The sequence below is a fragment of the Stenotrophomonas sp. STEN225 genome (assembly GCF_056756445.1).
The window spans coordinates 22,971-48,525 of sequence record NZ_JBRRBV010000009.1 but is presented as its reverse complement, the minus strand read 5'-3'; the positions used below and the strand labels follow the sequence as shown (position 1 = coordinate 48,525).

Here is a 25,555-nt window from a genome sequence, read left to right as displayed (position 1 = left end):
ATGCCGGACCCCTGCGCGGACGCAGGGCGGTGATCCGGCGTGGCGGGCCCGGCGGTCAAGAATGGCAGTCGCCGGCCGCTGAGGTCGGGGATGTGGAGGAATCGTTCGCGCATGAAGCCAGCCGACTGGACAGGGAACACCCACCGATGCCCGCGCTGAAACGCGCGTTGGCCCGGCCACTGCGCGCCATCACCTGGGGCGGGGTGGTGCTGGGCGTGCTGCTGGTGGCCGGTCTGGCGATGATGCTGGTCAATGACCACCATCGGCGGTTGGAAGCGGCGCAGCGGCAGAGCCGGGCACTGGCGGTCGGCAGCGAGCGCCTGCTGGCATTGCAGCTGCGCAATCTGGAGCGGGCGATGGGCGGCATTTCCGCCGACGCCGCCGAGCTGTTCCGGAGCGTGCCGGCACAGGCACCGCGGCTGCTCGATGCGGCCGTGGCCGGCGTGCTGCAACGGCACGCCGAGCTGCACAGCATCGTGGTGCTAGACAGCTACGGACGTGCGCTGACCGCGGGCCAGGGCGACCTGCAGCTGCCCCTGTGGACCGATCCGCAACGGCGCGGCCCTGGCAGTGCGCTGTACATCGGGCCGCCGCAGCGGGGCAGCGACGATGGCTGGGTGGTGCCGCTGGCGCTGCCGCTGGACGACGACCGCTGGCTGCTGGCGCGCCTGCGCTGCGGCGAACTGCAGCGCATCATCGGCGGGCTGGACGTGGGCCCGAACGGCCTGGTGTCGATCAGTGATGCCGAAGGCTACATGTTGGCGCGCGTGCCCGATCCGCATGGCACGGTCGGACACCGCTACGAGCTGCCCGGGCGCGATCTGCTCGGCAGGCAGGCGGTGATCGAACTGGGGAACGTGCCCGGCGTGGTTGACGGCGTGCCGCGCATCACCACCATCAGTACGCTGGAACGCAACCCGCTGGCGGTGCAGGTCGGCCTGGCCGAAAAGGACGTGCTGGCGCCGTGGTGGCCCTACCTGCAGGCATCGGTGGCCATCGTGCTGGTCTATGTGGCCGTGCTGCTGGTGCTGTTGTTCGCCGTCCGGCGAACGATCCGCCGGCAGCAATCGATGGCCGAGGAACTGCAGGCCGGCAATGCGGAACTGCGGCTGGCCCACCAGGTCGGGCGGGTCTGCACCTGGTATGTCGATGAGGACGCTGCACTGCTGCGCTGGTCACCGCTGGCACGCGAGATCTTCGGCGTACAGACCGACGCGCTGCCGGTGGCCGATTTCTTTGCCCGGGTGCACCGCGATGATGCCGCACGGCTGCAGAAGGCGTTTGACCAGGCATTTGCCGGCAACGCGGTGATGGATGAGGTATTCCGCCTGGTGCTGCCGGGGGGGGCGGTGCGCTGGGTCGGCGCGCGGGGCCAGCGCGTGCCGGTGGCCGATCGCCAGCGGCGCATGATCGGCGCGCTCACCGATCTCAGCGAGCGGTATCAGGCCCGTGAACAGATGAACCAGGTCGAACGGCGCTTCCGCCTGCTGTTCGACCGCAATCCTGCGCCGTTCTGGGTGTTCGATCCGGACACGCTGCGCTTCATCGAGGTCAACGATGCGGCCGTGCGGCAGTACGGCTACAGCCGTGAGGAATTCCTCACCATGAGCATCCTCGACATCCGGCCGCGGGAAGGGTGGGACGAGGTCAAGGGAGCCATCGCGCGGGCGCGCGTGGGCGACCTTCCCGATGCTGCCGTGCGCCTGCACCGGCGCAAGGATGGCAGTGTGTTCGAAGTGCGCGCGCATTTGTCCCGGCTGGATTTCGATGGCCAGCCGGCCTGCCTGGTACTGGCCGAGGATGTCAGCGAGCGGATGGCCTATGAGCGCGACCTGGCTTACCAGGCGCGGCACAACCCGGCGACCGGGCTGCTCAACGTGCGCGCGCTGACCGAGCAGCTGGATGCCCAGGCGGAGGGCTATACCATCGCCTTCGTGCAGCTGCGTGGCCTGCAGCTGGTGGCCGACACGCTGGGCCGGGAGATCGGCGATGCGGTGCTGCAGTCGATGGCCTCGCGCCTGGCTGTGCTGGCGGCACGTTACGGCGCGCTGGCCTTCCAGCCGGCGGAAGATTTCGTGTTCGCCATCGGCGCCGCGCATGACACCCGGCGCGTACTCGACGATCTGCTGCAGATCGTGTCGGCACCGATGCGTGGCAAGGATTCGCTGCACCAGTTCGAGCCGCGCATCGGCGTGGCGGTGCACACGGCAGATGATGGCCACAGCGCCGAGCAGGTGATCGGCATGGCGGCACAGGCGGCGCACGCCGCGCGCGCCGAAGGGGATGTGGTGGCCTGGTTCGACGCTGCGGTGACCACGCGCCTGGCTGATCGCCTGCGCCTGGCCGGGCGCATCCATGCGGCGATCGACAGCGAATTCCAGCTGTACTTCCAGCCGATCCGGCACGCCAGCGACGGCAGTCCGGCGGCACTGGAGGCATTGCTGCGCTGGCCGCAGGCCGATGGCAGCTTCATTCCTCCCAACGAGTTCATCCAGCTGTGCGAGGACACCGGCCTGATCCTGGCCCTGGGGCGCTGGGTGATCCGTGCGGCGGCCCAGGCGCAGCGGCGCCTGGTGGAGGCGGGTTGGGGCGATCTGCCGATCGCGGTGAACGTGTCGGCCGTGCAGTTCTTCAACAGCGACCTGGTGGCCGAGTTCACCCGTGCCCAGCAGGACTTCGGCCTGGCCCGCGGCGCGCTGCATGTGGAGCTGACCGAGAGCAGCCTGATGCGCAAGCCGGCGCAGGCGATGCAGACCATGCAGCGCCTGCACGAGCAGGGCATCTGCGTTTCGCTGGATGATTTCGGTACCGGCTACTCCAGCATGTCCTACCTGCAGCACCTGCCGCTGGACATCCTCAAGATCGACCGCAGCTTCGTCGCCGACGTGGAGACCAATCCGCGCAACGCATCGATCTGCAGGGCGCTGCTGTCGCTGGGCCACAGCATGGGCCTGACCATCATTGCCGAAGGCGTGGAAACGCCGGGGCAGCTCGACTGGCTGGCCGCGCACGGCTGCGACCAGGTGCAGGGCTACCTGCTGGGACGTCCGGCCCCTCTGGAGCGGATCATCGGCATGCTGGACGAGGTCGCTGTCTAGCCCATGTTGCGGCTCGCCGGGCACGGCCTTGCGCCCGCGTGTCACGGGTGTTGTCCGGTGGTGCGGTCAGACCCCGGCCTCCACCAGGTAATCGATGAAGCTGCGTACCTTCGGCGCGAGGTGGCTGCGACTGGTGTAGACGGCGAAGATGCCGATCGGCGCCGCTTCCCAGTCCGGCAGGATGCGCACCAGGCGGCCGTCGGCCAGCGCCTCCTGGAGCAGGAAATCCGGTTGCAGGATCACGCCCATGCCAGCAATGGCCGCCTCGCGCAGCACGTCGCCGTTGTTGGCGCGCAGCACGCTGTTCACCGTGACCTGGACGTCGCCTCCGGGGCCGTGCAGTGGCCACTGGTCGCCGCCGGCCCAGTAGCTGTAGCCCAGGCATGCGTGATCCTGCAGTGCCTGCGGCGTGGCCGGCGTGCCGTGCGCAGCCAGGTAGGAGGGCGCCGCGCACAGACTGATCCGCGATTCGCCCAGGCGACGCGCGATCAACGTGGGCCCGGGCTCGCGGGTGATGCGGATGGCCACGTCGTAGCCTTCTTCGACCATGTCCACCAGGCGGTCGGACAGGGCCAGGTCCAGTTCCACCTGCGGGAACCGCTCGCGGAAGCCGGCCAGCAGCGGGCCGAGACGGGCGATGCCCCAGCTGACCGGCGCATTGATGCGCAGCAGGCCGGACGGTTCCAGTGCCTGTGCGCCGATGCTGGCCTCCAGTGCGTCGAACTCCGCCAGCAGGCGCACGCACTGCGCGTAGTAGGCGGCGCCGGCACTGGTCGGGCTGACCCGGCGGGTGGTGCGGTGGAGCAGCCGCGTCGACAGGCGCTTCTCCAGCGCCGCAACCTGCCGGGTGACGCCGGCGGTGGACATATCCAGTGCCTGGGCGGCCGCACTGAAGCCATTGCGCTCGACCACGGCCACGAACACACGCATGGCGTCCAGAGTGTCCATTGTTGCGCCTTATGAAATAAATACGGTCGAATCATCGTATTTATCGGCATCGGTCGGCGCAATAAGCTGTGCTTCTTCCCTTTCGAGGCCCCGCCATGACGACCTCTGCTGCTTCCGCTCCCCCACTGGCGCCCTATGGCGCGACGCTGCTACGCCTGGCCCTCGGCGTCCTGTTCCTGATCCATGGGCTGACCAAGCTGCTGGTGTTCACCCCGGCCGGCACCGCGGCGTTCTTCGAGTCGCTCGGTTTGCCGGGTGTGCTGGGTTACCTCACCCTCGCGGCAGAACTGGTGATTTCCGCAGCCCTGCTGCTCGGAATCTACGCGCGCTGGGTCGGGCTGGCCGGTGTGCCCCTGTTGCTGGGCACCATCGTCACCGTGCACGGCGCGAACGGCTTCGGCTTTGCCAATGCCGGCGGTGGCTGGGAGTACCCGGCCTTCTGGGCGCTGGCGCTGGTGGTGCTGTTCCTGGTCGGTGACGGCCGCTGGACCCTGCGTTCGCGTTGAGCGCTGGCTGATACTGCAAACGGAGAATTCCATGTCCCGCCTGCCTTCGCTGTACATCTCGCACGGTTCCCCGATGACTGCGCTGCAGCCGGGCGAGGTGGGCGTGCGCCTGGCCGAACTGGCCCGCGACCTGCCCACGCCGCGCGCCATCGTCATCGCCTCGGCCCACTGGCTGGGGCGGCAGCCGTTGGTCGGCGCCCACCCGCAACCGCCGACCGTCCATGACTTCGGCGGCTTCCCGCGCGCGCTGTTTGAACTGCAGTACCCGGCACCGGGCGATCCGGCGCTGGCCGAAGACGTAGCCGGGCGCATCGCCGCGGCAGGCCTGCCGGTGGCCATCGATACCCAGCGTGGTCTCGACCACGGCGCCTGGGTGCCGCTGCGCCTGCTGCGTCCGCAGGCCGACATTCCCGTGGTGCCGGTATCGATCCAGCCGTTGCTGGGGCCTGCGCACCAGTTTGCGCTGGGCCGCGCGCTGGCACCTCTGCGCGAACAGGGTGTGCTGCTGGTCGGCTCGGGCAGCATCACCCACAACCTGCACGACTGGGGCGACTACCAGGACGGCAAGGAAGCGCCCTATGTGCGGCCGTTCATCGAGTGGGTAGAGCAGCGGCTGGCGGCCGATGATCGCCCGGCGCTGTTGGACTACCGCCGGCAGGCACCGTTCGCCGAACGCGCCCATCCCACCGATGAACACCTGTTGCCGCTGTTCTTTGCGATGGGTGCGGCCGGTGAAGACCGCTTCGGCGCACGTCGCATCGATGCGGGCGTCGATGGCGGCTTCCTGGCGATGGACATCTACCGCTTCGACGGGGCATGAGCCTGTGCTGACGCAGCATCGCTGCGGTTGTCGCAGCCGCGGTCGCCTGTGGTAGTTTTTTCCGGGTTTCCGGCGCTGGCTTCATGCCCCCCGCGCGCCGCTTCCTGGAAGAAGCATGCATACCATTGAAGTCGTGCTGGCGATGCTGGTGGCGGTCGTCGCCAGCGGATACCTCGTCCGCGTCCTGCCGTTCTCACTACCGCTGCCACTGGTGCAGATCGGTCTGGGCGCGGTCATTGCCGGCGTGTTCAACCGCGGCCATGCGCTGGAGCCGGAAGTGTTCTTCCTGCTGTTCCTGCCGCCCCTGCTGTTCCTTGACGGCTGGCGCATCCCCAAGCAGGGCCTGTTCCGCGACAAGGGCGCGATTCTCGAGCTGGCGTTCGGCCTGGTGGTGTTCACCGTCATCGGCGCCGGCCTGCTGATCCACTGGATGATCCCGGTGATGCCGCTGGCGGTGTGCTTCGCGCTGGCGGCGATTGTTTCGCCGACCGATCCGGTGGCCGTTGGAGCGATCGCCTCCAAGGCTCCCATTCCCAAGCGGCTGATGCACATCCTCGAGGGCGAATCACTGCTCAACGACGCCTCCGGTCTGGTCTGCTTCCGCTTCGCGGTGGCGGCGGTGATGACCGGTACCTTCTCGCTGGCCACCGCTTCGCTGACCTTCCTGTGGGTGGCGGTGGCGGGCCTGGCGGTGGGCGTGGCGGTGACGCTGGGCGTGTCGACCTTCCAGCGTTGGTTGTGGCGCCGTTTCGGTGAAGAGCCGGGTGCGGCGATGCTGGTCAACCTGCTGATCCCGTTCGCGGCCTACCTGCTGGCCGAAGAGATCAATGCCTCGGGCATCCTCGCGGCGGTCGCGGCCGGCATCTCGATGAGCTACGTGGAAATGACCGGCCGTGTTTCCGGCAGCATGCGCGTGCAGCGCGCGGGCGTGTGGAACATGCTGCAGTTCAGCTTCAACGGCATCATGTTCGTGCTGCTGGGCGAGCAGTTGCCGGGCATCGTCGAGCGTGCAACCACCACGATGAACGAGACCGGTCACCAGAGCGCGTGGTGGCTGCTGGTGTACGTGCTGGTGATCAATGCCAGCCTGATCGCCCTGCGCCTGCTGTGGGTGTGGCTGTCACTGCGCTGGAACCTGCTGCGTGCGCGTCGGCGTGGCCTGGAGCGGGGCGAGGCGCCGAACTGGCGCATCGTGGTGGCCACCTCGGTGGCGGGCGTGCGCGGTGCGATCACCCTGGCCGGCGTGCTGACGCTGCCACTGTTCCTGCCCGATGGCAGCCCGTTCCCCGCACGCGACCTGGTGATCTTCCTGGCTGCAGCGGTGATCCTGTTCTCGCTGGTCGGCGCCAGCGTGGCGCTGCCGCAGCTGCTGAAGGGCCTGCAGTTGCCGGCCGACTCCGGTGAGCGCAAGGAAGAGGATCTGGCCCGCCGGTTGTCTTCGAAGGCGGCGCTGGCCGGGGTGGAGCGCAAGCGGCAGCAGCTGGTGCTGAACCAGAACACCGAGAACGTGCAGTTGTACAACGACGCGGCCTCGCGGGTCAGCCTGCTGTACCAGCGGCACCTGGATCGCGAGAACCCGGACGTGGATCCGGAGAAGGTGAAGCGGATGGAGGAGGGCTATCGCCAGTTGCGCAGCGCCGGCCTCACTGCCGAGCGCGAGGAACTGTTCCGCCTCACCCGGCGCGGAGTGATCTCCGACGAGATCTCGAGGCGCTTGATCCGCAACCTGGATCTGCTGGAGTCGCGCAAGCGCGAGTGACCGGCCCTGTGCATCGGGGTCGGATCCCTTTCCCGCGGAAAGGGATCTGACCCCGGGCTCCGTCAGGCCGGCTTCTGGTCGAGGAAGTAGGCCTCGACCTTGCCTTTGACCTTGATCGTCATCGGGTTGCCGCGACGGTCACGGGCCTTGCCGGCCTGCACGCGGATCCAGCCTTCGCTGACCGAGTATTCCTCGACGTTGTCGCGCTCGACGTCGTTGAAGCGCACGCCGACGCCGCGCTCCAGCGCCTGCGCATCATGGAAGGGGCTGGCCGGATTGATCGCCAGGTGGTCGGGAGGGGTATCGCTCATCGCATCATTCACAGTGACGGCCACCAAGGCCGGCTTCAGCGATACAGGATAAACCGTAGAATGCCGGCCTGCCCCGAGGAGTTCCCGCCATGCCCGACAACAGCGACTACTTCGACTTCGAGGAGGACGTCCATGATTTCGATGAGGATGGCTTCGAAGCGCGGGTCTGGAACCTGCTGGTACTGATCAACCCGGGCGACGATGAGCTGGCGCTGCAGCAGTTCAACCGCTGGCGCGAGCTGCTGGCCGAAGCCGGCGAACCGCTGGAGGCAGACGCCGATTGGCTGCCGCCACTGCTGTCCGCGATCGGTTGGCAATCCGGCTTCGAGGTGGAGCGGGATGACCTGGAAACGCTGATATCGGCGGTGAACGAGCTGTCCGCGCGCTTCAACCTGCAGCTTGACTGGGGCGGCGACCTGGACGATGAGGATTTCACCGAAGACCTGGATGGCGTGCAGCTGATGTCCACCGCCTTCGACCGCCTGCGCGAGCACAACTACACGCTGTGGAGCGTGGATGCCGGCAGCGCGGGTTTCACCGGCTGGATGGCACTGACCCGTGACGATGACGCCATGCTGGCGCTGTGCTCGCTGCTGAACGTGGAAATCCGCCTGGGCAGCGACCCGTTCTGAGCGTCATCCCGGTTCGCCGGGCCATGCCAGGTGGGGGGCACTGCGGCCTACGGCCGGTACTGCGCCCGCGCGTTGGCGATCACCGCTTTCACCTGTGCGCGGTCGGTGTGCCGTGAAATCGCCACGGCACCCAGTGCGATCGCCTGTGCGCGCAGCTCGGTGGTGACGTCGTAGTGCGCGCCGCTGGCCTTGTTCTGGAAGGCCCGGCGGGGGATGCCGAGCTGCGCCGCCATGGCGTGCAGCTCGGCCAGGGTGTCGGCCATCAGATGCGCCCAGCGCTGGTCGCGCCAGGCATGCACTGCGTCATCAACGTAGACCGTCACCGCCGCGGCCGGATCAGGCCTGCGGCTTGCCGTCGGCGTCGGCGGCCGGAGCAGCCTCGGCGTCAGCGGTACCTTCGGCAGCGCTGGCTTCTTCGGCCACATCGCCTTCAGCGGTCTCGCCCTCAGCTTCCACGCCTTCGAACTCGGCGACCAGCGCGTCCAGGTACTCGTCGGCGGTCTGGCCCGCTTCGGCGGCCAGGGTATCCAGCAGCTTCTGCAGCAGTTCGGAATACTCCAGGCTGACCTTGCGGCCTTCCTTCTCCTGCACGTTGGCCAGGTGCTTGAGCATGGCCAGCATCGGCACCGGGTTCTCGGCATTGCCCATGGTCTGACCGCCGATGGCCAGCAGCCACTCGCGACCCTGCAGGCCGATGGCGGCGACCACCTGGCCGTCCTCGCTGGTCAGCACGGCGTGGTTCTGCACCTGCTGCTGGGCGTTCAGACGGAGGAACGGGCGCTTGGCCTGCTGCTTCTTGCGCTGGTCGCGCTTGGCCTTGGAAGACTTGGACATCGGGGGTGTCACCTGAAAACGGAAAGACCCCCATTGTACCGGGTGCGCCGGGCCATGCCCCTGGTGGGTGCGGACCTTGGTCCGCATGCTTTCCCGGATGTGCGGACCAAGGTCCGCACCCACCGTCTACTTTGCCTCACCCTGCGCCGCCTGTACGTCCGCGTCGATGACCGGCGCCGACAGACCCACCTGTGGACCGGCGCCGGCCAGCGCGGCCTGCTCGGCGGCGCGGGTCATCACCACGATGCTGATGCGGCGGTTGATCGGGTTCTGCGGGTCGGCCCGGTCGAACAGCACCGAGGAGGACAGGCCGACCACGCGGGTGATCTTGCTGTCCTCCAGTCCGCCATCGATCAGGGCGCGGCGGGCCGCATTGGCGCGGTCGGCGCTCAGTTCCCAGTTGCCGTAGCCGCGGGCGGCGGTGTAGGCGGTGATGTCGGTGTGGCCGGTCAGGCTGATCCGGTTCGGCACGTGGTTCAGGTACTCGGCCAGCTCATGCAGGATCTGCTGCGTGTACGGCTTGAGCGTGGCACTGCCGAGGTCGAACATGGGCCGGTTGTGCTTGTCCACGATCTGGATGCGCAGGCCTTCCGGGGTCAGGTCCAGCAGCAGCTGGTCCTTGAACGGCTCCAGCGCCTGGCTGCGGCTGATCGCTTCCTGCAGTTCCTTCATCAGCTGTTCCAGCTGCTGCTTGTCGCGCTGCTGCTGGTCCACCGGGTGCGGCACGGCTTCCTGCTGGTTCTGGAAGGGATCGTTGCTGCTGCCACGCGAGATGTCGGTGGCGCCGCCGAGCTTGATCATCGACGTGCTGGCACCGCCCGGCCCGGCCATGCCAGGGGCCGGCGTGGCGCTCTGGCCACTGAGCGGGCTGGGGTTGCGGAAATATTCGGAAATGGCCGCACGATCGTTCTTGCTGGTGGTGGCCATCAGCCACAGCACCAGGAAGAAGGCCATCATCGCGGTCACGAAGTCGGCATAGGCCACCTTCCACGAGCCGCCATGGTGGGCGGCATGGCCGGCCTTCCTGACCTTGCGGACGATGACGGTGGGTTTGCTCTCGGCCATGGTTTACTTGACCGTCTTCAGGTGCTGCTCGAAATCGGAGAAGGCCGGGCGCACGTTCGACGGCAACGTCTTGCGGGCGAATTCCAGCGCGATCTTCGGGTTGTAACCGCGCAGGCAGGCCAGCAGTGCGGTCTTCACCGATTCGTAGATGCGGCTGTCCTGCTCGGCACGTGCTTCCATCGCCGCTGCCATCGGGCCGACGAACCCGTAACCCAGCAGGATGCCCAGGAAGGTGCCGACCAGCGCACCGGCGACATGGCCGCCGACCTCGACGATGTCGCCGCCGATCGAGCCCATGGTGATGACGATGCCCAGCACCGCCGCGACGATGCCGAAACCGGGCAATCCGTCGGCCACCTTGGTCAGCACCTGCGACGGGGCCATCGCTTCGGCGTGGTGCTTTTCCAGCTCCAGTTCGAGCAGCGGCTCCAGTTCATGCGGCTCGATGTTGCTGCCGATCATCAGGCGCAGGCAGTCGGTGATGAAATCGATCAGGTGATGGTCGGCCTGCACCTTCGGATAGTTGCCGAACACGGCGCTCTCGGCCGGGCGTTCGACGTGGTCCTCCAGCGCCATGAAGCCTTCCCGGCGCGCCTTGTTGAGCAGTTCGTAGAGCAGGCTGAGGACGTCGATGTAGTCCTGCTGCTTGTAGCGCGGGCCCTTGAACACGCCGACGATGGCCTGCAGCGTCTGCTTGACCGTCTTGGCCGGGGTGCCGACCAGGAACGCACCCAGCGCGGCACCGCCGATGATGACCAGTTCGTAGGGCTGCCAGAGAGCCCCCAGGCGGCCGTGGGCACCGAGGTAGCCCCCGATCACGCTGATGATGACGACCAGGAATCCAACGATGATGAGCATGGGGCAACGCAGGGAGGGGGGATATCTCCTTGTCGGCTCACCCTGCGGATTTCTGAAGAGGGAATTCTGTGAAACCGGTCGGCGGGGTTGTCTCAGCCCGCCACGCCGCTTTCCGCACCGCCACGCTGCAACGGGTTGGGCCAGGCCTCGCCGTTGCCGGCAAACGAAAGTGAGACGGAGTTCAGGCAGTGGCGCTCATGGGTGGGCGGCGGCCCGTCCGGGAACACGTGGCCGAGGTGGCTGCCACAGCGGGCGCAGGTGATCTCGGTGCGGATCATGCCGTGGCTGGTATCGCGGATCTCACGCACGTGTGCCGCGTCGTAGGGGGCGAAGAAGCTCGGCCAACCGGTGCCGGAATCGAACTTGGTGCTGGAGCGGAACAGGGGCAGCCCACACAGCCGGCAGCAGTAGACACCCTCACGCTTGTTGTCCAGGAACACGCCACAGAACGGTGCTTCGGTGCCGTGCTGCAGCAGCACGCGGCGTTCTTCGCTGCTGAGGCCGGCGACCAGGGTGTCGGTCTGGGAGGCGGCAGGGGGCGTCAGGTCGAAGGCACTCATGCTGGCTCTCCGTGGGGTCGATGGCCTGGGGATGCCTGCAGACGTGGGGGTGTGACCGCCGTCTTGCAAGTGTGAGCTGCGTTCATGGGCGGCACACGGGCGCGGGCGCATGGTGGGGAGGATTCCTGCTGGAGCGTGCCATGAAGACCCTTTCCGTCTGGGTGCTGTCGGCTCTGCTGCCCCTGTCGGCACAGGCCCAGGTGCCCACCACATCGCCGACCACCACCCGCAGCACCACCACCGTGGCGCCAGCGCCGGTGACGCCGCCCCCACAGCCGGCAAGACCGCAGCCGCAGGTCCTGCCGTCACCGCAGCCGACGCAGCCGATCAAGTCCACCGGCCCGGCGCAGGTAGTGCCGACGCCGGCGCCGAAGCTGCCGGACAAGGTCTATGACCGCAACGGGCGCATCGTTCCCGGCGTAAAGCCGGTCGGCCCGAACCGTGTGTTCGACTCCCGTACCGGCCGCTACTACGACAGTGTGCCGGCCGGCAGTGGCCAGCAGGTCAAGCCATAGGGCAGCCTGCCACCGCCCGCGGCGGGCGGTGACCGCGCCGGCTGAACGCCTGAAAACACACTGCTGCCGCTCACGGCTTTTTCGCCTGTGATTAACCGCCGCAGGACCATCGTGGCCCTGCGCCGGCATCCCGCCGTCGCATGTCCTTCGTCCTTTGGATCGCGATCATGAAGAACCCGCAGAACCGTCATCCCGGCAAGGAAGCGCAGAGCCATAAGCCGCAACAGCAGCAACAGCAGCAGATGGACCCGCAGCGGCCGCAGAAGGGCGGCAAACAGCAGGAGACAGGTCAGCAGCAGGGCTCGATGAAGCACCCGCAGCAGCGCTGACGCCCCCTGGAACAGGGCCGGAACCCGCAGCGCGGGCTCTGGCCCTTCATTCGGGAATCGGCAGGCTGAGCGTCTCCTTCACCTCTTCCATGACGATGTAGCTCTTCGATTCGCGCACGTGCGGCAGGGTCAGCAGGGTGCTGCCCAGCAGTTTGCGGTAGGAGGCCATCTCGCTGATCCGCGCCTTCAGCAGGTAGTCGAAGTCGCCCGACACCAGATGGCACTCGAGCACGTTGGGCAGCTTCAGCGCCGCACGCCGGAACTCCTCGAAGATGTCGCCGGACTTGTAGGCCAGGCTGATCTCCACGAACACCAGCAGGCTGGCTTTCAGCGCCGTGGGATCCAGGTGAGCGTGATAGCCGGTGATCACGCCCTCGCGCTCCAGCCGGCGCACGCGCTCGGTGCACGGGGTGGTCGACAGGCCCACGCGCTCGCCCAGTTCGGTAAAGGAAATGCGGCCTTCGGCCTGGAGGATGCGCAGGATCCTGCGGTCGATCTTGTCCAGTTCACGGGGGCGGGCGGCCATGGGCGTCAACCTGGGGAAGTGAATCACGGGGAAACATCTTGCCCGCAGCGTGAAAAACAGGCAAATCGCCTATGAATGGAAGAATATACTTCCCCGATTATGGCCCTGACGTGCTCAAACGCAGGGAATGATCGGGTTGGAGAATTTCCATGCGAGTCCTAGTTCTCGGCAGCGGCGTGATCGGCACCACCAGTGCCTGGTACCTGCGACAGGCCGGGTTTGATGTCACGGTCGTCGACCGCCAGCCCGGCCCCGCGCTGGAGACCAGTTTCGCCAATGCCGGCCAGCTGTCATTCGGCTACACCTCGCCCTGGGCCGCGCCCGGCGTGCCGAAGAAGGCGATCGGCTGGCTGTTCGAGAAGCATGCGCCGCTGGCGATCCGTCCCGGCATGGATCTGGCCCAGTACCGCTGGCTGTGGCAGATGCTGCGCAACTGCACCCACGAGCGCTATGCGATCAACAAGGCGCGCATGGTGCGCATGTCCGAGTACAGCCGCGATTGCCTGAACGAGCTGCGCGCGCAGATCGGCATCGAGTTCGAGGGGCGCGACCTGGGTACCACCCAGCTGTTCCGCACCCAGCAGCAGCTGGATGCCTCGGCACAGGACATCGAGATCCTGGCCCGCTATGACGTGCCGTACGAAGTGCTGGATCGCGCCGGCATCATCGCCGCGGAACCGGCGCTGGCGCACGTTGATGGCCTGGTCGGTGCGCTGCGCCTGCCGCGCGACCAGACCGGCGACTGCCAGCTGTTCACCCGCCGCCTGGCGCAGATGTGCACCGACGCCGGTGTCGAGTTCCGATTCGACCAGGACATCAGCGCCATCGAGTCGGATGGAGAGCGCATCACCGGCGTGCGCATCGCCGGCAAGCTGGAGACTGCCGACCGCTATGTGGTCGCGCTGGGCAGTTACTCGCCGGCGCTGGTCGCGCCGCTGGGCATGCGTCTGCCGGTGTACCCGTTGAAGGGGTATTCGTTGACCCTGCCGATCACCGATCCGGCCATGGCTCCGACCTCGACCATCCTCGATGAGAGCTACAAGGTTGCTGTAACCCGCTTCGACAACCGCATCCGTGTCGGTGGCATGGCCGAAGTGGCCGGTTTCGACCTGTCGCTGTCACCGCGTCGCCGCGAGACCCTGGAGCTGGTGGTTCGTGACCTTTACCCGAAGGGCGGGGACCTGTCGCGCGCGCAGTTCTGGACCGGCCTGCGCCCGGCCACGCCGGATGGCACGCCGGTGATCGGCGCCACGCCCTTCCGCAACCTGTATCTCAACACCGGTCACGGCACCCTGGGCTGGACCATGGCGTGTGGTTCAGGTCGCTACCTGGCCGACCTGATGAGTGCACGCCAGCCACAGATCAGCACTGAAGGCCTGGACATCTTCCGCTACGGCCAGTTCGGCCATGCCCCGCAACACGAGAGCCGCACATGCGTCCTGCCCGCGCGCTGATCGATCTGCACGCGCTGCGCAGCAACTACCGGCTCGCCCGCGAGCTGGGGGGCGGCAAGGCGCTGGCGATCATCAAGGCCGATGCCTATGGCCATGGCGCCGTGCGCTGCGCGCAGGCCCTGGAAGACGAGGCCGACGGCTTCGGGGTGGCGACCATCGAAGAAGCGCTGGAGCTGCGCAAGGCCGGTATCCGCGCGCCCATCCTGCTGTTGGAAGGCATTTTCGAAGCCAGCGAGATGGCGCTGGTGGCCGAGCATTCGCTGTGGTTCTCGGTCGGCTCGCCGTGGCAGCTGGAGGCGCTGGCTGCCTTCGACAGCCCGCATCCGTTGACGGTCTGGCTGAAGCTGGACAGCGGCATGCATCGCCTGGGCATGGACGTGGAGACCTTCCGCGCCGCACACGCGCGCCTGCAGGCGATGCCGCAGGTGGAGCGGATCGTGCTGATGACCCATCTGGCGCGTGCCGATGAACTGGACAGCGAACGTACCCACGAACAGGCCGCCACCTTCGCACGTGCAATCGAGGGCCTGCAGGGTGAGACCAGTGTGTGCAATTCGCCGGCCCTGCTGGGGTGGCCCGACGTGCGCAGCGACTGGGTGCGCCCGGGGCTCATGCTGTACGGCGCCAACCCGCTGCCGGACGACACGGATCTGACCGCGCGGCTGCGCCCGGTGATGACCATGCAGTCCAAGGTGATTGCCGAGCGCTGGATCGAAGCCGGTGAGCCGGTGGGATATGGCGCGCGCTTCGTGGCCAAGGCGCGTACACGCGTGGGCGTGGTGGCCCTGGGCTATGCCGACGGCTATCCCCAGTTCGCGCCGAACGGCACCCCGGTACTGATCGACGGCCAGCCTGGCGTGCTGATCGGCCGGGTTTCGATGGACATGCTGACGGTGGACCTGACCGCACATGCACAGGCCGGCGTTGGCAGTGTGGTGGAACTGTGGGGGCAGGCCCCGACGCTTTCGGAACTGGCGCCACGTTGCGGGGTGAGCGCCTACCAGCTGCCCTGCGCGGTCAAGCGGGTCGCCCGCGTCTACCGCGATTGATGCGCCGCCGGGCTTGGCCCGGCGCTACCGGATGTCCAAAGCGCCATGCCCGGCGGGTGTCGGAAATGCACAGGTAGCGCCGGGCAATGCCCGGCGGTTGTCGGAATGCAGAGGTAGCGCCGGGCCATGCCCGGCGGATGTCGGATGTGCAGCGGTAGCGCCGGGCCATGCCCGACGGGTGCCGGTCAACGCGCGGCGGTGGCCTGGGCGGTCAACTGCCGCTTCACCCAGTCATCGATCAGCCGCTTCTCGTAGCGCAGCGGATCGCTGTCGCTGCGCAGGCCGAGAGTGTGCAGGTAGCCGGTATCGGTCAGCTTGGCCTCGCCCTCGTCGACGATGCGGCCGCTGGCGTCCTTCAGCGTGTACTGCAGTGTGATGCGCGGCGGATAGATGTCGCGCATCACGCGGATGTCATTGGCGCGCGGGCCATGCCACGGCTCGTAGTCGCCGGCGCGCTTGATGTCGACCAGGGTGATGTCCAGCGTCTGCCCGGCCTGCAGCGGCTTGGCGGCGCTGGTCTGCAGGTAGCGCGCCAGCTGCTGCACCCAGTCGCCGCGTTCGGCCTCGAAGCGGTTGTGGCTCTGGCGGATCTCGGTGAATGTCGCCGGATCGTTCCACTGCACGTTGACCGGGCCGTCGGCCTGCAGCGTGCGCGGCGCATCCGGGCTGGTGACGGTGCGCGGCGCGGCGTTCGCAGCACCCGCGGCAAGGGCCGCGGCCAGCAGCAGGGTGGCGGACAGAGAGCGGTTCATGGCGGTCTCCTGCGTCCCCGGAATGGGGGCGGATGTTGATCTCGCATCGAGTGTGATCCTGCCGGCGGGGCCCAGCAATGGCCGAATGCGTCAACAGCGTCGGCGGTTGTCGCCAATTCATGGTCGTCAACCATGACTGACGGCGCTTGACGCTGTGAATACGTCCTTTGGAAGATGCTGTGCCTCCATCCGGTACGCCCCAGACGCCCTTGTCCACACTGCCGCCCCTCGCGGAGCGCCCGCCCTTGATGGTTCCGGCGCCCGAACCCGACCTGCATCGCGGTGTGCTTGAACGCATCAACGCCGGCTTTTGTGTGATCCAGGTCATGTTCGACGCCGATCGCGCAGTGGATTACCGCTTCCTTGAGGTGAATGACGCTTTCGAGCGCCACACCGGTCTCAAGGACGCCCGCGGCAAGTGCATGAGCGCGCTGGAACCGAACCACGAGAGCGACTGGTACCGCATCTACGGCGAGGTCGCGCGCAGCGGACGGCCGGCGCAGTTCGAAATGGAAGCCCGGGCGCTGGGGCGCTCGTTCGCGGTGGACGCGGTCCGCGTGGGCCGCCCCGGCGAGGACAAGGTCGGCATCCTGTTCTTCGACATCACCGCACGCAAGCAGATGGAGCTGGAGCTGGGCGAGAGCGAGGCCCGGTTCAGCGCGTTGGCCGATGGCCTGCCGATGCCGGTCTGGGTGCTGGATGAGCGCGGACATGCGCGCTTCGTCAACAGCGCCTTCAGCGAGTTCTTTGGTGGCGACGAGACGCGTGTGCCGGAGGATGTCTGGCGCGGCCTGGTGCATCCGGATGATGCGTCGGTGTTCGAGTACGAACTGCAGGAAGCGTTGAAGGCGCAACGTTCCATGCATGCCCTCGTCCGCGCACGGCGTGCGGACGGACAGTGGCGATGGCTGGAAATGAACGCGCGTCCGCGGTTCTCGCGGATGGGTCGATTCATCGGCCTGGCCGGCAGCAGCCCGGACGTGACCGAGCGCCGCGAGATCGAACTGGCCCGTGAAGAGCTGCTGCAGTCCGAGCGCGCCGCACGCAGTGCCGCCGAGAACATGGCGCGCCTGAAAGATGAATTCCTGGCGACCCTGTCGCACGAACTGCGCACGCCGCTGACCACCATCCTTGGCTGGAGCGAGCTGTTGCTGCAGCGTGTCGACAACACCAGCCCGCTGTACAAGGGGCTGGGCGTGATCGCCAACAGCGCCGGTGCACAGAAGCGGCTGATCTCGGACATGCTCGACCTCAGCAGCATGTTGCTGGGCAAGGTGCAGCTGGAAGTGGAGGTACTGGACCTGCGCGAACTGCTGGGCGAGGCGATCGGCGCGCAGGAGCTGGTGGCCGAGGGCAAGGCACTGGACGTGCAGTTGCGGCTGCCTGAGCAGCCCAGCCTGGTGCTCGGGGATGCGACGCGGTTGCAGCAGGTGTTCTGGAACCTGTTGTCGAACGCCATCAAGTTCACGCCGGCCGAGGGCCGCATCGAGATGCAGCTGCGGGCCGACGGCAAGCACTGGGAGATCACCGTGCGCGATACCGGTGATGGTATTGCTCCGGAGTTCCTCAATCATCTGTTCAGCCGCTTCCGGCAGGCCGACGGCACCACCACCCGCCGCCATGGTGGACTCGGCCTGGGCCTGGCGATCGTGCAGCAGCTGGTCGAGCTTCACGGCGGCACGGTCACTGCGGCCAGCGAAGGCCATGGCCACGGTGCCACGTTCACCGTACGCCTGCCGCAGCATCTGCCCGATGCCGAGCGGCGGCCGCTGCGCGAGGTGATCAGCGGGCCGATTCTGGAGCCGGTGGTCGTCGAGCCCTATCCGCTGCGGGGCATGCACGTACTGGCCGTGGAAGACCAGCCGGAAGTGCTGGAGTACCTGCGGCGCATGCTGGAAGAGCAGGGCGCGACGGTGTCAGCTGCCAGTTCGGCCGGCGAAGCGTTGGCGCTGCTGGCCGATGCCGGCCACCTGCAGTACCACGTGATGCTGACCGACATCGGCATGCCGGGTATGGATGGTTATGGGTTGGTGCGCACCCTGCGCGAAGACATGGGCGTGGATGCGGCGACCCTGCCGGCGGTGGCCGTGACCGCGCTGGCGCGTGCGGATGACCGTCGGCGCGCGCTGGCCTCGGGCTTCCAGGAGCATGTGGCCAAGCCGTACTCGGTGGCCCAGCTGGTGGCTGCGGTGCGCAAGGTGCAGGTGCCGCGCGCCGACAGCGCGCTGCACTGAGCATTCACGGTGGATCGGCGACCCTGCACGCAGGAGGTTCTCCGATGTCCCGTATTGCTCCACGCATCCATACCGACCCGTCCCAGATCGCGCGCCTGGAGGCCATGCTGTCGCAGCTCGACGGCGAAACGCAGGTCGAACTGACCCTGCTTGATGGCCGCCGCCTGCTGGGCACGGTCGCCGTGCGCCCAACGGTGCAGCAGTACCGCAACGACGCCGGCGATGAAGGCAGCAACGGCCAGCTGCGCCTGGACGACTACGACACGCCGGTGCAGCAGCATCACGTCTGGCTCGACGAGATCGCCAGCATCCGCCAGCTGCCACCCAGAACGACGTGATCCGGCAGGGGGCCGGGCTCACGCCCGGCTGCGGTCCGCACGCCCGGGCCTGGGCTCGGGCGCGACAGGCACGTCAGTGCTCGAACACCGTCGGCGTTGCCTCGAACCGCCGGGCATAGGCGCGCTCCTCCGCCACCCGCGCCACCTCGTCGTCGGCCAGGTCCGGTGCGCCGTATACCGCGTATGCCACGCTGCCATCGGCGCCGTGGCCGACCTGGTGCAGCCGGTAGCGTGAATGTCCACCGCCGGTGTCCTCGGGGTAGTGCACGGGAGGATGGCTGCCTTCCAGGTCCATTTCGCTGTTGTCGACCACGCCACCGACGAACAAGGCACGCATGCGGATTCTCCTGCTGGAAGTCTCGGGGGACCTCTACCCTGAAGGGTCCGATGTTGCTGGGGCATCAATGCCCCGTTGAAGTTTCGCAAAGTGGCCTGCCGGGCCGGACCGCGCGAGCCGGTACAATGGACGGCCCTCACGCTTCAAGTAACCGCGCCGATGGCCGCCAGCGACGACGCCCCCCTGCAGACCCTGTTCCTGCCGTTCTCCCAGGGCGCGCTGCGCTGGCCGGACGGGCCGGTTGCGTTCCTGCGTGCCCGCGACGGCTGGCCACTGCGTGAGCAGGCCGGCGGGCGTGAGGTGCACTGCGAGCAGAGTTTTGCGCCGTTCGCGCAGCCCCTGCAGCAGGCCGCCGGCTGGACCGTCAGCGGCCAGCTTGACGATGTCGCGGGCCGGGGCCGCTACCCGCTGGTGCTGGTGCTGCCGCCGCGCCAGCGCGAGGAGGCCCGCGCGCTGTTCGCCCGTGCCCTGGCATTGGCCGCAGAAGGGGGCCGCATCGTCGCCTGCCAGTCCAACAACGAGGGCGCGCGCTCCGGCGAAGGTGACCTCAAGCAGCTGGCCGGCCTCGGCGGCAGCCTGACCAAGAACCATTGCCGGGTGTACTGGACCGCGCCACTGCAGGGCCAGCACGATGCTGACCTGGCCAAGCGCTGGAGCGCGCTGGATGCGGTGCGGCCGATCGTGGGTGGCCGCTTCCTCAGCCGCCCGGGCGTGTTCGCCTGGGACCGCATCGACCCGGCTTCGGCGCTGCTGGCCGAGCACCTGCCGGCCGATCTGGCCGGACGCGCGGCCGACCTCGGGGCCGGCTACGGCTACCTGTCGCGAGAGCTGCTGGAGCGTTGCCCGAAGATCACCGCGCTGGATCTGTACGAAGCCGAGCAGCGGGCCCTGGCACTGGCCGAGCTGAATCTTGCACCACCGCCGCGCCCGCTGCCGCTGCGCTTCCTGTGGCGGGACGTCACCGCTGGCATCGAGCCGGGGTACGACGTCATCATCAGCAATCCGCCGTTCCATACCCCGTCGCGCGCGGACCGGCCGGATATCGGCCAGCGCTTCATCGCCGTGGCGGCGCAGGCGCTGCGCCCGGGTGGTCGCCTGTATGTGGTGGCCAACCGCCACCTGCCGTACGAACACACGCTCAACGACAGCTTCGGCGCGGTGCGCGTGGTCGCCGAGCGTGACGGGTTCAAGCTGGTCGAAGCGGTAAAGGGGAAGGGCCGATGAAGCTGGTCAAGCACATCGCCAACCTGGGCTATGGCAGCCGCAAGCAGGTGCAGTGGATGTTCCGCGAAGGCCGTATCACCGACGCCGACGGCGAGGTGCTGTATGCCGACGACCAGGTGCCGCACGAGGCCGTGCGGGTCGACGGCGAGCCGCTGGATCCGCCGCCGGGGTTGTCGATCGCGCTGCACAAGCCGGCCGGCTACACCTGCTCGACCAAGGACATCGGCCGCCTGATCTACGATCTGCTGCCGCCGCGCTTCCGCGACCGCGACCCGGTGCTGTCCACGGTCGGCCGGCTGGACCGCGACACCAGCGGCCTGCTGCTGCTGACCGACGATGGCGGCCTGCTGCACCGGATCATCTCGCCGAAGTCGAAACTGCCCAAGGTCTACGAGGTGGAGCTGGCCCAAGACCTGCGCGGCGACGAAGTGGCTCTGTTCGCCAGCGGCACGCTGATGCTGGAGTCGGAGAAGACCGCCCTGCTGCCGGCTGAACTGGAGGTGCGGGGTCCACGCAAGGCGCGCCTGGTACTGCATGAAGGCCGCTACCATCAGGTGCGCCGCATGTTCGCCGCTACCGGCAACCATGTGCAGGCACTGCACCGCAGCCGCGTCGGTGGCCTGGACCTGGAGGGGCTGGCCGAGGGGCAATGGCGGCTGCTGACCTCCACCGACCTGGATACGCTGTTCGCTCCATGACTGTCATCGCTGCGCTGCCGTTTCTTCCCGACGCCGTCATCTTCGACATGGACGGCCTGATGATCGACAGCGAGCGGGTGTCCATCGCCTGCTGGAGTGAGGCTGCCGAAGCGTTCGGCCTGCCGCTGGATGCATCCTTCTTCGTGCGCATGGTCGGCCTTGGCGATCGCGACAGCCAATCGCTGCTGCGCCAGCAGGGCGTGGAGGACAGTGTGATCGAGGCGATGGCGCTGCGCTGCCATGATCTGTATGAGCAACGCACGCAGACCGGCCTGCCTCTGCGGCCGGGCATCCTGGAGCTGCTGGAACTGCTGAAGGCGCATGCGATTCCGCGTGCGGTGGCGACCACCACGCGTCAGCCGCGGGCCAACCGCAAGCTGGGCGCTGCCGGCCTGCTGCCGTACTTCGATGCAGTGATCACCAGTGGCGACGTGGCGCGGCCGAAGCCGGCGCCGGACATCTACCTGCTGGCCGCACAGCGGCTGGGGCAGGCGCCGGAGCGCTGCCTGGCGCTGGAGGACTCACCTGCGGGGACCCGTGCGGCGTTGGCCGCAGGCATGACCGTGATCCAGGTGCCGGACCTGGTGCATCCCGATGAGGAACTGCGCGCGCTCGGTCATCGCATCGTCGGCTCGCTGCGCGACGCGCACGCCCTGCTGCTGCCGCTGCTGCCGCGCCCGGCGTAGGCGCTACCAGAGGCGGTGCTGCCGACTACGCGGTAGCGCCGGGCCATGCCCGGCGACCGTGCAGGCCAATGGCGGGCGATCAGACCCGGCCGAACACCAGGGCCGCATTGGTGCCGCCGAAGCCGAAACTGTTGGACATCACCGTGTCCAGCACCTGTGCGCGGCTTTCGCGCAGGATCGGGAAGCCTTCCACCGCCGGGTCCAGCTCGCTGATGTTGGCCGAGCCGGCAACAAAGCCATCGCGCATCATCAGCAGGCAGTAGATGGCTTCGTGCACGCTGGCCGCGCCCAGCGAATGGCCGGACAGCGCCTTGGTCGAGGACAGCGGCGGCACGGCCTCGCCGAACACCTCGCGGATCGCGTTGAGTTCGGTGACATCGCCCAGCGGGGTCGAGGTACCGTGCGTGTTGAGGTAGTCCAGCGGGCGGTCCACGTTCTGCAGTGCCATCTTCATGCAGCGCACCGCGCCCTCGCCGGACGGTGCCACCATGTCCGCACCATCGGATGTCACGCCATAACCGATCAGCTCGGCATAAATGCGTGCGCCGCGCGCAACCGCATGATCGTAGTCTTCCAGCACCAGCATGCCGCCACCACCGGCGATGACGAAGCCGTCGCGGTCCTTGTCGTAGGGGCGCGACGCGCTGGCCGGGGTGTCGTTGAAACTGGTCGACAGCGCGCCCATCGCATCGAACATCACGCTCATCGACCAGTGCAGGTCTTCACCACCGCCGGCGAACATGATGTCCTGCGCGCCGTGCCGGATCATGTCCGCGGCGGCGCCGATGCAGTGCGCCGACGTCGCGCAGGCCGCCGACAGCGAGTAGCTCACGCCCTTGATCTGGAACGCGGTGGCCAGGCACGCCGACACGGTGGAGCACATCGTGCGCGGCACCATGTACGGGCCGACCTTGCGCACGCCACGTGCACGCAGCAGATCGACCGCGCCGATCTGCCACTCGCTGGAGCCGCCGCCGGAGCCGGCGATCAGGCCGGTGCGCAGGCCACTGACCTGCGCCTCGTCCAGCCCGGCATCCGCGATGGCATTGCGCATGGCGATGTAGGCGAACGCTGCTGCATCGCTCATGAAGCGCTTCTGCTTGCGGTCGATCAGGGCGTCCAGGTCGAGGTCGACACGACCGCCGATCTGGCTGCGCAGGCCCGCTTCGGCGTGGTCGGCCAATGCGGTGATGCCGGCACGCCCCTCGCGCAGTGCGGAAGAGACGGTATCCAGATCATTGCCGAGGCAGGACGTGATGCCCATGCCGGTGATGACGACACGACGCATCAGAAGCTCCCGGTTTCGGTGAACAGGCCCACGCGCAGGTCGCGAGCGTTGTAGATCTCGCGATCGTCCACATACATGCGGGCGTCGGACTGGGCCATCACCAGCTTGCGGTTGATGACGCGCGTGATGTCGATCTCGTAGCGCACGCGCTTGGCGTCCGGCAGTACCTGGCCGGTGAACTTGACCTCGCCGCAGCCCAGGGCGCGGCCCTTGCCGGGAGCACCCAGCCAGGTCAGGTAGAAGCCGGTCAGCTGCCACATCGCATCCAGGCCCAGGCAGCCGGGCATCACCGGGTCGCCGATGAAGTGGCAGCCGAAGAACCACAGGTCCGGGCGGATATCCAGTTCGGCGCGTACCATGCCCTTGCCATGCGGGCCGCCGTCCTCGCGGATGTCGGTGATGCGGTCGAACATCAGCATCGGGTCGTTGGGCAGACGGCCGGCGGCGGCGCCGAACAGTTCACCGCGTGCGCTGGCCAGCAGCTGGTCGCGGTTGAACGCGTGGAGACGAGTCATGAAACGCAATCCTGGAAGCGACGAACAGGGATACAAGCGCTCGAGAATGCCCTTGGAAGCGCTGCCGATCAAACATTTCAACCGTACGCAACCGTAGTGTTTTCAATGGAATACGCGCATCCTGTTGATGTGCAACGACCATACCTCGGCGTGTGGCCCACCCACGCCGAACCCGCCCCGTACACCTGACATGACCCGACTGCGCAAGATCATCCACGTCGACATGGACGCCTTCTACGCGTCGGTGGAGCAGCGCGACGATCCCTCACTGCGCGGCAGGCCGGTGGTGGTGGCGTGGCGCGGTGCGCGCTCGGTGGTATGCGCGGCGTCCTACGAAGCGCGCGTGTTCGGCGTGCGTTCGGCGATGCCGGCGATGCGTGCCGAGCGCCTGTGCCCGGACGCGATCTTCGTGCCGCCGGACTTCGCGCGTTACAAGGCCGTGTCGCGCCAGGTGCGCGAGATTTTCCTGCGCCATACCGACCTGGTCGAGCCGCTGTCGCTGGATGAGGCCTATCTGGACGTGACCGAGCCGAAAAGTGGCATCGAGCTGGCAACCGAGATCGCACGCACGATCCGCGCACAGATCCGCGACGAGACCCAGCTGACCGCTTCAGCGGGCATCGCGCCGAACAAGTTCCTGGCCAAGATCGCCTCGGACTGGCGCAAGCCCGACGGCCAGTTCGTTATTCCACCGCAACGGGTGGACGCATTCCTGGCGCCGCTGCCGGTCAACCGCGTGCCCGGCGTGGGCAAGGTGATGGAAGGCAAACTGACGGCGCGCGGCATCATCACCTGCGGTGACCTGCGGCAATGGGCGCTGGCGGATCTGGAGGACGCGTTCGGCAGCTTTGGCCGCAGCCTCTACAACCGTGCACGCGGCGTCGATGAACGGCCGGTGGAGCCGGACCAGCCGGTGCAGTCGATCTCTTCCGAGGACACCTTTGCCGAGGACCTGCTGCTTGAAGACCTGGGCGAGGCCATTGTGCAGCTGGCAGAGAAAACCTGGAACGCCACGCGCCGGACGGAACGCGTGGGCCACACCGTGGTGCTGAAGCTGAAGACGGCGCAGTTCCGCATCCTTACCCGCAGCTTCACCCCGGACCGCCCGCCGGAATCGATGGAGGAGCTGCGCGATGCCGCGCTGGCGCTGCGCGCGCGCGTGGACCTGCCGGCCGACACGCGCTATCGCCTGGTGGGCGTCGGCCTGGGCGGTTTCCGCGACAAGGAACCGGTGGTGCAGGGGGAGCTGTTCGAGCAGGCGTCGAACGATCCGCACCGGCCCTGACCGCGGTCCTGCCTCACGGCCACTGCATTTCGCCCTTGGCCACCTTCGCGCTCAGCTGCAGCGACTCCACGCCCTCCAGCCGCGGGTAACGCGCCTGCATCGCCTTCACCAGCGCCTGGCTGTCCTTCGCTTTGGCCGCTTCCGCATCGAACGCACGGATGTACCCGGCGGTGAAGCGCAGCGCACTGGCGTCCAGCGCCGCCCCTTGCGCGTAATGGCCCGGTACCACCACCTGCGGCTTCAGTGCCTGCAATCGCTGCAGGGTCTGCAGCCAGTCGGCATGCGACTTCGGGGTCTGCGTGTCGGCCATCCACACATGCTCGCCGGCGACCACGGGGATGCCACCGACGATCGCGCGCAGTGAAGGCACCCACAGCACGCTGCGGTCCGGCGTAGGGCCATCGAGTCCGATCAAGGGCAGGCGCTGCCCTTCCAGCAGCAGCGCGTCGCCCTCCAGCACCTGCGGCACAACGATGCGCGCCGGTGCGTCGGCCCCCATCTTCGGGCCCCAGTAGGCACGCTTGCCGGCGTGGGTCTGCTGGATGTGGGCCACGGTCTGCGCAGTGGCGACGATGCGTGCGTGCGGGAAGGCGTCCTGCAGCGTGGCCAGGCCGAAGTAGTAATCCGGATCGCCATGACTGATGTAGATCGTGGTCAGTTGCTTGCCGCTGGCACGGACCAGCTCGACCAGCCTGCGCGCGTCGCTGGCCGCGAACTGTGCGTCGATCAGGATCGCATCGTGGCGGCCTTCGATCAGCACCGATGACACGGAGAACATCGCCTGCGGGCCAGGATGGAAGTACTGCAGGTGCAGCTGTGATTTCGCCGCCGTGGCCGGCGCCGGGGCAGCCGGTGCGGCCAGCAGCGGGGCGCTGGCGAAGCTGGTGACCAGTGCAAGCGGAAGCAGCAGGGCAACGGAACGCATGCGGAACTC

The 25,555-nt window shown here is 67.8% G+C and carries 28 protein-coding genes; 15 read left to right on the top strand and 13 right to left on the bottom strand.

All coding sequences use genetic code 11. From position 1 onward, the window contains the following. The first annotated feature begins 146 nt into the window (after nucleotides 1-146). Nucleotides 147-3,098 (top strand): bifunctional diguanylate cyclase/phosphodiesterase, encoded by a 2,952-nt coding sequence (locus tag ACVOJ1_RS10875; protein WP_346480408.1) that lies wholly within the window; start codon nucleotides 147-149, stop codon nucleotides 3,096-3,098. Nucleotides 3,099-3,164: 66 nt separating this feature from the next. On the opposite strand, the gene ACVOJ1_RS10870 is transcribed toward ACVOJ1_RS10875, so the two are convergent. Further along, nucleotides 3,165-4,046: a LysR family transcriptional regulator gene (locus tag ACVOJ1_RS10870; RefSeq protein WP_111186597.1), complete on the bottom strand. Its 882-nt coding sequence runs from the start codon at nucleotides 4,044-4,046 to the stop codon at nucleotides 3,165-3,167. A gap of 95 nt (nucleotides 4,047-4,141) precedes the next feature. Here ACVOJ1_RS10870 and ACVOJ1_RS10865 point away from each other — a divergent pair, with 95 nt between their 5' ends. From ACVOJ1_RS10865 to ACVOJ1_RS10855, 3 genes are all read left to right on the top strand, one after another. Next, nucleotides 4,142-4,552 (top strand): DoxX family protein, encoded by a 411-nt coding sequence (locus ACVOJ1_RS10865; RefSeq protein ID WP_053520277.1) that lies wholly within the window; start codon nucleotides 4,142-4,144, stop codon nucleotides 4,550-4,552. 31 nt (nucleotides 4,553-4,583) lie between these two features. Then, on the top strand, nucleotides 4,584-5,372 hold the full coding sequence (locus tag ACVOJ1_RS10860; protein WP_111186595.1) for a dioxygenase family protein: 789 nt from the start codon (nucleotides 4,584-4,586) through the stop codon (nucleotides 5,370-5,372). Between the two features lie 115 nt (nucleotides 5,373-5,487). Beyond that, complete coding sequence (locus ACVOJ1_RS10855; protein WP_053520275.1) at nucleotides 5,488-7,131, top strand: Na+/H+ antiporter; 1,644 nt, start codon at nucleotides 5,488-5,490, stop codon at nucleotides 7,129-7,131. Between the two features lie 62 nt (nucleotides 7,132-7,193). On the opposite strand, the gene ACVOJ1_RS10850 is transcribed toward ACVOJ1_RS10855, so the two are convergent. After that, nucleotides 7,194-7,442, bottom strand: coding sequence for a DUF3297 family protein (locus ACVOJ1_RS10850; protein WP_053520274.1), 249 nt, complete (start codon nucleotides 7,440-7,442; stop codon nucleotides 7,194-7,196). An 89-nt stretch (nucleotides 7,443-7,531) separates the two neighbouring features. On the opposite strand from ACVOJ1_RS10850, the gene ACVOJ1_RS10845 reads away from it, so the two are divergent. Further along, entirely contained in the window at nucleotides 7,532-8,074 is a 543-nt protein-coding gene (locus ACVOJ1_RS10845; protein WP_065175387.1) for a DUF6630 family protein, read from the top strand. A 47-nt stretch (nucleotides 8,075-8,121) separates the two neighbouring features. Here the strand turns inward: ACVOJ1_RS10845 and ACVOJ1_RS10840 are convergent, their stop codons facing one another. The 5 genes from ACVOJ1_RS10840 to msrB all read right to left on the bottom strand — a co-directional run bounded on the left by ACVOJ1_RS10840 (nucleotide 8,122) and on the right by msrB (nucleotide 11,391). Continuing rightward, a complete protein-coding gene (locus tag ACVOJ1_RS10840; protein WP_111186594.1) occupies nucleotides 8,122-8,397 on the bottom strand; it encodes a DUF4031 domain-containing protein in 276 nt (91 codons plus the stop codon). A 13-nt stretch (nucleotides 8,398-8,410) separates the two neighbouring features. Continuing rightward, the gene (locus tag ACVOJ1_RS10835; protein ID WP_053518232.1) at nucleotides 8,411-8,908 is read right to left on the bottom strand and encodes a hypothetical protein; all 498 of its coding nucleotides are present in this window, start codon (nucleotides 8,906-8,908) and stop codon (nucleotides 8,411-8,413) included. A gap of 126 nt (nucleotides 8,909-9,034) precedes the next feature. Further along, the gene (motB, locus tag ACVOJ1_RS10830) at nucleotides 9,035-9,973 is read right to left on the bottom strand and encodes a flagellar motor protein MotB (protein WP_346480407.1); all 939 of its coding nucleotides are present in this window, start codon (nucleotides 9,971-9,973) and stop codon (nucleotides 9,035-9,037) included. 3 nt (nucleotides 9,974-9,976) lie between these two features. Beyond that, entirely contained in the window at nucleotides 9,977-10,831 is an 855-nt protein-coding gene (motA, locus tag ACVOJ1_RS10825) for a flagellar motor stator protein MotA (protein ID WP_053518236.1), read from the bottom strand. A 92-nt stretch (nucleotides 10,832-10,923) separates the two neighbouring features. Beyond that, on the bottom strand, nucleotides 10,924-11,391 hold the full coding sequence (gene msrB / locus ACVOJ1_RS10820) for a peptide-methionine (R)-S-oxide reductase MsrB (RefSeq protein WP_197600638.1): 468 nt from the start codon (nucleotides 11,389-11,391) through the stop codon (nucleotides 10,924-10,926). 140 nt (nucleotides 11,392-11,531) lie between these two features. On the opposite strand from msrB, the gene ACVOJ1_RS10815 reads away from it, so the two are divergent. After that, nucleotides 11,532-11,906: a hypothetical protein gene (locus tag ACVOJ1_RS10815; RefSeq protein ID WP_053518240.1), complete on the top strand. Its 375-nt coding sequence runs from the start codon at nucleotides 11,532-11,534 to the stop codon at nucleotides 11,904-11,906. Between the two features lie 167 nt (nucleotides 11,907-12,073). Then, nucleotides 12,074-12,235: a lana protein gene (locus ACVOJ1_RS10810; protein ID WP_277381362.1), complete on the top strand. Its 162-nt coding sequence runs from the start codon at nucleotides 12,074-12,076 to the stop codon at nucleotides 12,233-12,235. Nucleotides 12,236-12,281: 46 nt separating this feature from the next. Here ACVOJ1_RS10810 and ACVOJ1_RS10805 read toward each other — a convergent pair whose 3' ends face one another. Continuing rightward, entirely contained in the window at nucleotides 12,282-12,761 is a 480-nt protein-coding gene (locus ACVOJ1_RS10805) for a winged helix-turn-helix transcriptional regulator (protein ID WP_053518243.1), read from the bottom strand. Between the two features lie 149 nt (nucleotides 12,762-12,910). On the opposite strand from ACVOJ1_RS10805, the gene ACVOJ1_RS10800 reads away from it, so the two are divergent. Then, a complete protein-coding gene (locus tag ACVOJ1_RS10800; RefSeq protein ID WP_346480405.1) occupies nucleotides 12,911-14,215 on the top strand; it encodes a D-amino acid dehydrogenase in 1,305 nt (434 codons plus the stop codon). Then, entirely contained in the window at nucleotides 14,194-15,264 is a 1,071-nt protein-coding gene (gene alr, locus ACVOJ1_RS10795; RefSeq protein ID WP_346480404.1) for an alanine racemase, read from the top strand. Before ACVOJ1_RS10800 ends, alr begins: the two co-directional genes overlap by 22 nt. A 185-nt stretch (nucleotides 15,265-15,449) precedes the next feature. On the opposite strand, the gene ACVOJ1_RS10790 is transcribed toward alr, so the two are convergent. Further along, entirely contained in the window at nucleotides 15,450-16,016 is a 567-nt protein-coding gene (locus ACVOJ1_RS10790) for a DUF3016 domain-containing protein (protein ID WP_053518248.1), read from the bottom strand. 248 nt (nucleotides 16,017-16,264) lie between these two features. Between ACVOJ1_RS10790 and ACVOJ1_RS10785 the strand changes: the two genes are divergently transcribed. Both ACVOJ1_RS10785 and ACVOJ1_RS10780 read left to right on the top strand, forming a co-directional pair. Next, nucleotides 16,265-18,250, top strand: coding sequence for a hybrid sensor histidine kinase/response regulator (locus ACVOJ1_RS10785; RefSeq protein WP_065175384.1), 1,986 nt, complete (start codon nucleotides 16,265-16,267; stop codon nucleotides 18,248-18,250). 44 nt (nucleotides 18,251-18,294) lie between these two features. Further along, nucleotides 18,295-18,588, top strand: a complete 294-nt coding sequence (locus ACVOJ1_RS10780; protein ID WP_346480403.1) for a DUF3247 family protein — start codon at nucleotides 18,295-18,297, stop codon at nucleotides 18,586-18,588. A gap of 73 nt (nucleotides 18,589-18,661) precedes the next feature. On the opposite strand, the gene ACVOJ1_RS10775 is transcribed toward ACVOJ1_RS10780, so the two are convergent. Next, nucleotides 18,662-18,925, bottom strand: a complete 264-nt coding sequence (locus ACVOJ1_RS10775) for a hypothetical protein (RefSeq protein WP_053518254.1) — start codon at nucleotides 18,923-18,925, stop codon at nucleotides 18,662-18,664. 159 nt (nucleotides 18,926-19,084) lie between these two features. Here ACVOJ1_RS10775 and ACVOJ1_RS10770 point away from each other — a divergent pair, with 159 nt between their 5' ends. Genes ACVOJ1_RS10770 through ACVOJ1_RS10760 form a run of 3 tightly spaced genes read left to right on the top strand, consistent with a single transcriptional unit; the run spans nucleotide 19,085 to nucleotide 21,533 of the window. After that, a complete protein-coding gene (locus ACVOJ1_RS10770) occupies nucleotides 19,085-20,149 on the top strand; it encodes a class I SAM-dependent methyltransferase (protein ID WP_346480402.1) in 1,065 nt (354 codons plus the stop codon). Beyond that, nucleotides 20,146-20,847, top strand: coding sequence for a pseudouridine synthase (locus ACVOJ1_RS10765; protein ID WP_346480401.1), 702 nt, complete (start codon nucleotides 20,146-20,148; stop codon nucleotides 20,845-20,847). The genes ACVOJ1_RS10770 and ACVOJ1_RS10765 overlap by 4 nt, the downstream gene beginning before the upstream one ends. Then, nucleotides 20,844-21,533 carry an HAD family hydrolase gene (locus ACVOJ1_RS10760; protein WP_346480400.1) on the top strand — a complete coding sequence of 230 codons (690 nt, stop codon included), beginning with the start codon at nucleotides 20,844-20,846 and terminating at the stop codon, nucleotides 21,531-21,533. Before ACVOJ1_RS10765 ends, ACVOJ1_RS10760 begins: the two co-directional genes overlap by 4 nt. Nucleotides 21,534-21,612: 79 nt before the next feature. Here ACVOJ1_RS10760 and fabB read toward each other — a convergent pair whose 3' ends face one another. After that, a complete protein-coding gene (fabB, locus tag ACVOJ1_RS10755) occupies nucleotides 21,613-22,821 on the bottom strand; it encodes a beta-ketoacyl-ACP synthase I (protein WP_197572433.1) in 1,209 nt (402 codons plus the stop codon). Then, a complete protein-coding gene (gene fabA / locus ACVOJ1_RS10750) occupies nucleotides 22,821-23,336 on the bottom strand; it encodes a 3-hydroxyacyl-[acyl-carrier-protein] dehydratase FabA (RefSeq protein WP_053518264.1) in 516 nt (171 codons plus the stop codon). Before fabA ends, fabB begins: the two co-directional genes overlap by 1 nt. 190 nt (nucleotides 23,337-23,526) lie before the next feature. Between fabA and dinB the strand changes: the two genes are divergently transcribed. After that, a complete protein-coding gene (gene dinB / locus ACVOJ1_RS10745) occupies nucleotides 23,527-24,621 on the top strand; it encodes a DNA polymerase IV (protein WP_346480399.1) in 1,095 nt (364 codons plus the stop codon). A gap of 13 nt (nucleotides 24,622-24,634) precedes the next feature. Here dinB and ACVOJ1_RS10740 read toward each other — a convergent pair whose 3' ends face one another. Then, nucleotides 24,635-25,546: an MBL fold metallo-hydrolase gene (locus ACVOJ1_RS10740; RefSeq protein WP_340044696.1), complete on the bottom strand. Its 912-nt coding sequence runs from the start codon at nucleotides 25,544-25,546 to the stop codon at nucleotides 24,635-24,637. Between the last annotated feature and the right edge of the window lie 9 nt (nucleotides 25,547-25,555).

Bases quoted from the DNA above. Each gene is read 5' to 3' on its own strand.
- ACVOJ1_RS10875 (WP_346480408.1), top strand. From the start codon at position 147: ATGCCCGCGCTGAAACGCGCGTTGGCCCGGCCACTGCGCGCCATCACC.
- ACVOJ1_RS10870 (WP_111186597.1), bottom strand. From the start codon at position 4,046: ATGGACACTCTGGACGCCATGCGTGTGTTCGTGGCCGTGGTCGAGCGC.
- ACVOJ1_RS10865 (WP_053520277.1), top strand. From the start codon at position 4,142: ATGACGACCTCTGCTGCTTCCGCTCCCCCACTGGCGCCCTATGGCGCG.
- ACVOJ1_RS10860 (WP_111186595.1), top strand. From the start codon at position 4,584: ATGTCCCGCCTGCCTTCGCTGTACATCTCGCACGGTTCCCCGATGACT.
- ACVOJ1_RS10855 (WP_053520275.1), top strand. From the start codon at position 5,488: ATGCATACCATTGAAGTCGTGCTGGCGATGCTGGTGGCGGTCGTCGCC.
- ACVOJ1_RS10850 (WP_053520274.1), bottom strand. From the start codon at position 7,442: ATGAGCGATACCCCTCCCGACCACCTGGCGATCAATCCGGCCAGCCCC.
- ACVOJ1_RS10845 (WP_065175387.1), top strand. From the start codon at position 7,532: ATGCCCGACAACAGCGACTACTTCGACTTCGAGGAGGACGTCCATGAT.
- ACVOJ1_RS10835 (WP_053518232.1), bottom strand. From the start codon at position 8,908: ATGTCCAAGTCTTCCAAGGCCAAGCGCGACCAGCGCAAGAAGCAGCAG.
- motB (WP_346480407.1), bottom strand. From the start codon at position 9,973: ATGGCCGAGAGCAAACCCACCGTCATCGTCCGCAAGGTCAGGAAGGCC.
- motA (WP_053518236.1), bottom strand. From the start codon at position 10,831: ATGCTCATCATCGTTGGATTCCTGGTCGTCATCATCAGCGTGATCGGG.
- msrB (WP_197600638.1), bottom strand. From the start codon at position 11,391: ATGAGTGCCTTCGACCTGACGCCCCCTGCCGCCTCCCAGACCGACACC.
- ACVOJ1_RS10815 (WP_053518240.1), top strand. From the start codon at position 11,532: ATGAAGACCCTTTCCGTCTGGGTGCTGTCGGCTCTGCTGCCCCTGTCG.
- ACVOJ1_RS10810 (WP_277381362.1), top strand. From the start codon at position 12,074: ATGAAGAACCCGCAGAACCGTCATCCCGGCAAGGAAGCGCAGAGCCAT.
- ACVOJ1_RS10805 (WP_053518243.1), bottom strand. From the start codon at position 12,761: ATGGCCGCCCGCCCCCGTGAACTGGACAAGATCGACCGCAGGATCCTG.
- ACVOJ1_RS10800 (WP_346480405.1), top strand. From the start codon at position 12,911: ATGCGAGTCCTAGTTCTCGGCAGCGGCGTGATCGGCACCACCAGTGCC.
- alr (WP_346480404.1), top strand. From the start codon at position 14,194: ATGCGTCCTGCCCGCGCGCTGATCGATCTGCACGCGCTGCGCAGCAAC.
- ACVOJ1_RS10790 (WP_053518248.1), bottom strand. From the start codon at position 16,016: ATGAACCGCTCTCTGTCCGCCACCCTGCTGCTGGCCGCGGCCCTTGCC.
- ACVOJ1_RS10785 (WP_065175384.1), top strand. From the start codon at position 16,265: ATGGTTCCGGCGCCCGAACCCGACCTGCATCGCGGTGTGCTTGAACGC.
- ACVOJ1_RS10780 (WP_346480403.1), top strand. From the start codon at position 18,295: ATGTCCCGTATTGCTCCACGCATCCATACCGACCCGTCCCAGATCGCG.
- ACVOJ1_RS10775 (WP_053518254.1), bottom strand. From the start codon at position 18,925: ATGCGTGCCTTGTTCGTCGGTGGCGTGGTCGACAACAGCGAAATGGAC.
- ACVOJ1_RS10770 (WP_346480402.1), top strand. From the start codon at position 19,085: ATGGCCGCCAGCGACGACGCCCCCCTGCAGACCCTGTTCCTGCCGTTC.
- ACVOJ1_RS10765 (WP_346480401.1), top strand. From the start codon at position 20,146: ATGAAGCTGGTCAAGCACATCGCCAACCTGGGCTATGGCAGCCGCAAG.
- ACVOJ1_RS10760 (WP_346480400.1), top strand. From the start codon at position 20,844: ATGACTGTCATCGCTGCGCTGCCGTTTCTTCCCGACGCCGTCATCTTC.
- fabB (WP_197572433.1), bottom strand. From the start codon at position 22,821: ATGCGTCGTGTCGTCATCACCGGCATGGGCATCACGTCCTGCCTCGGC.
- fabA (WP_053518264.1), bottom strand. From the start codon at position 23,336: ATGACTCGTCTCCACGCGTTCAACCGCGACCAGCTGCTGGCCAGCGCA.
- dinB (WP_346480399.1), top strand. From the start codon at position 23,527: ATGACCCGACTGCGCAAGATCATCCACGTCGACATGGACGCCTTCTAC.
- ACVOJ1_RS10740 (WP_340044696.1), bottom strand. From the start codon at position 25,546: ATGCGTTCCGTTGCCCTGCTGCTTCCGCTTGCACTGGTCACCAGCTTC.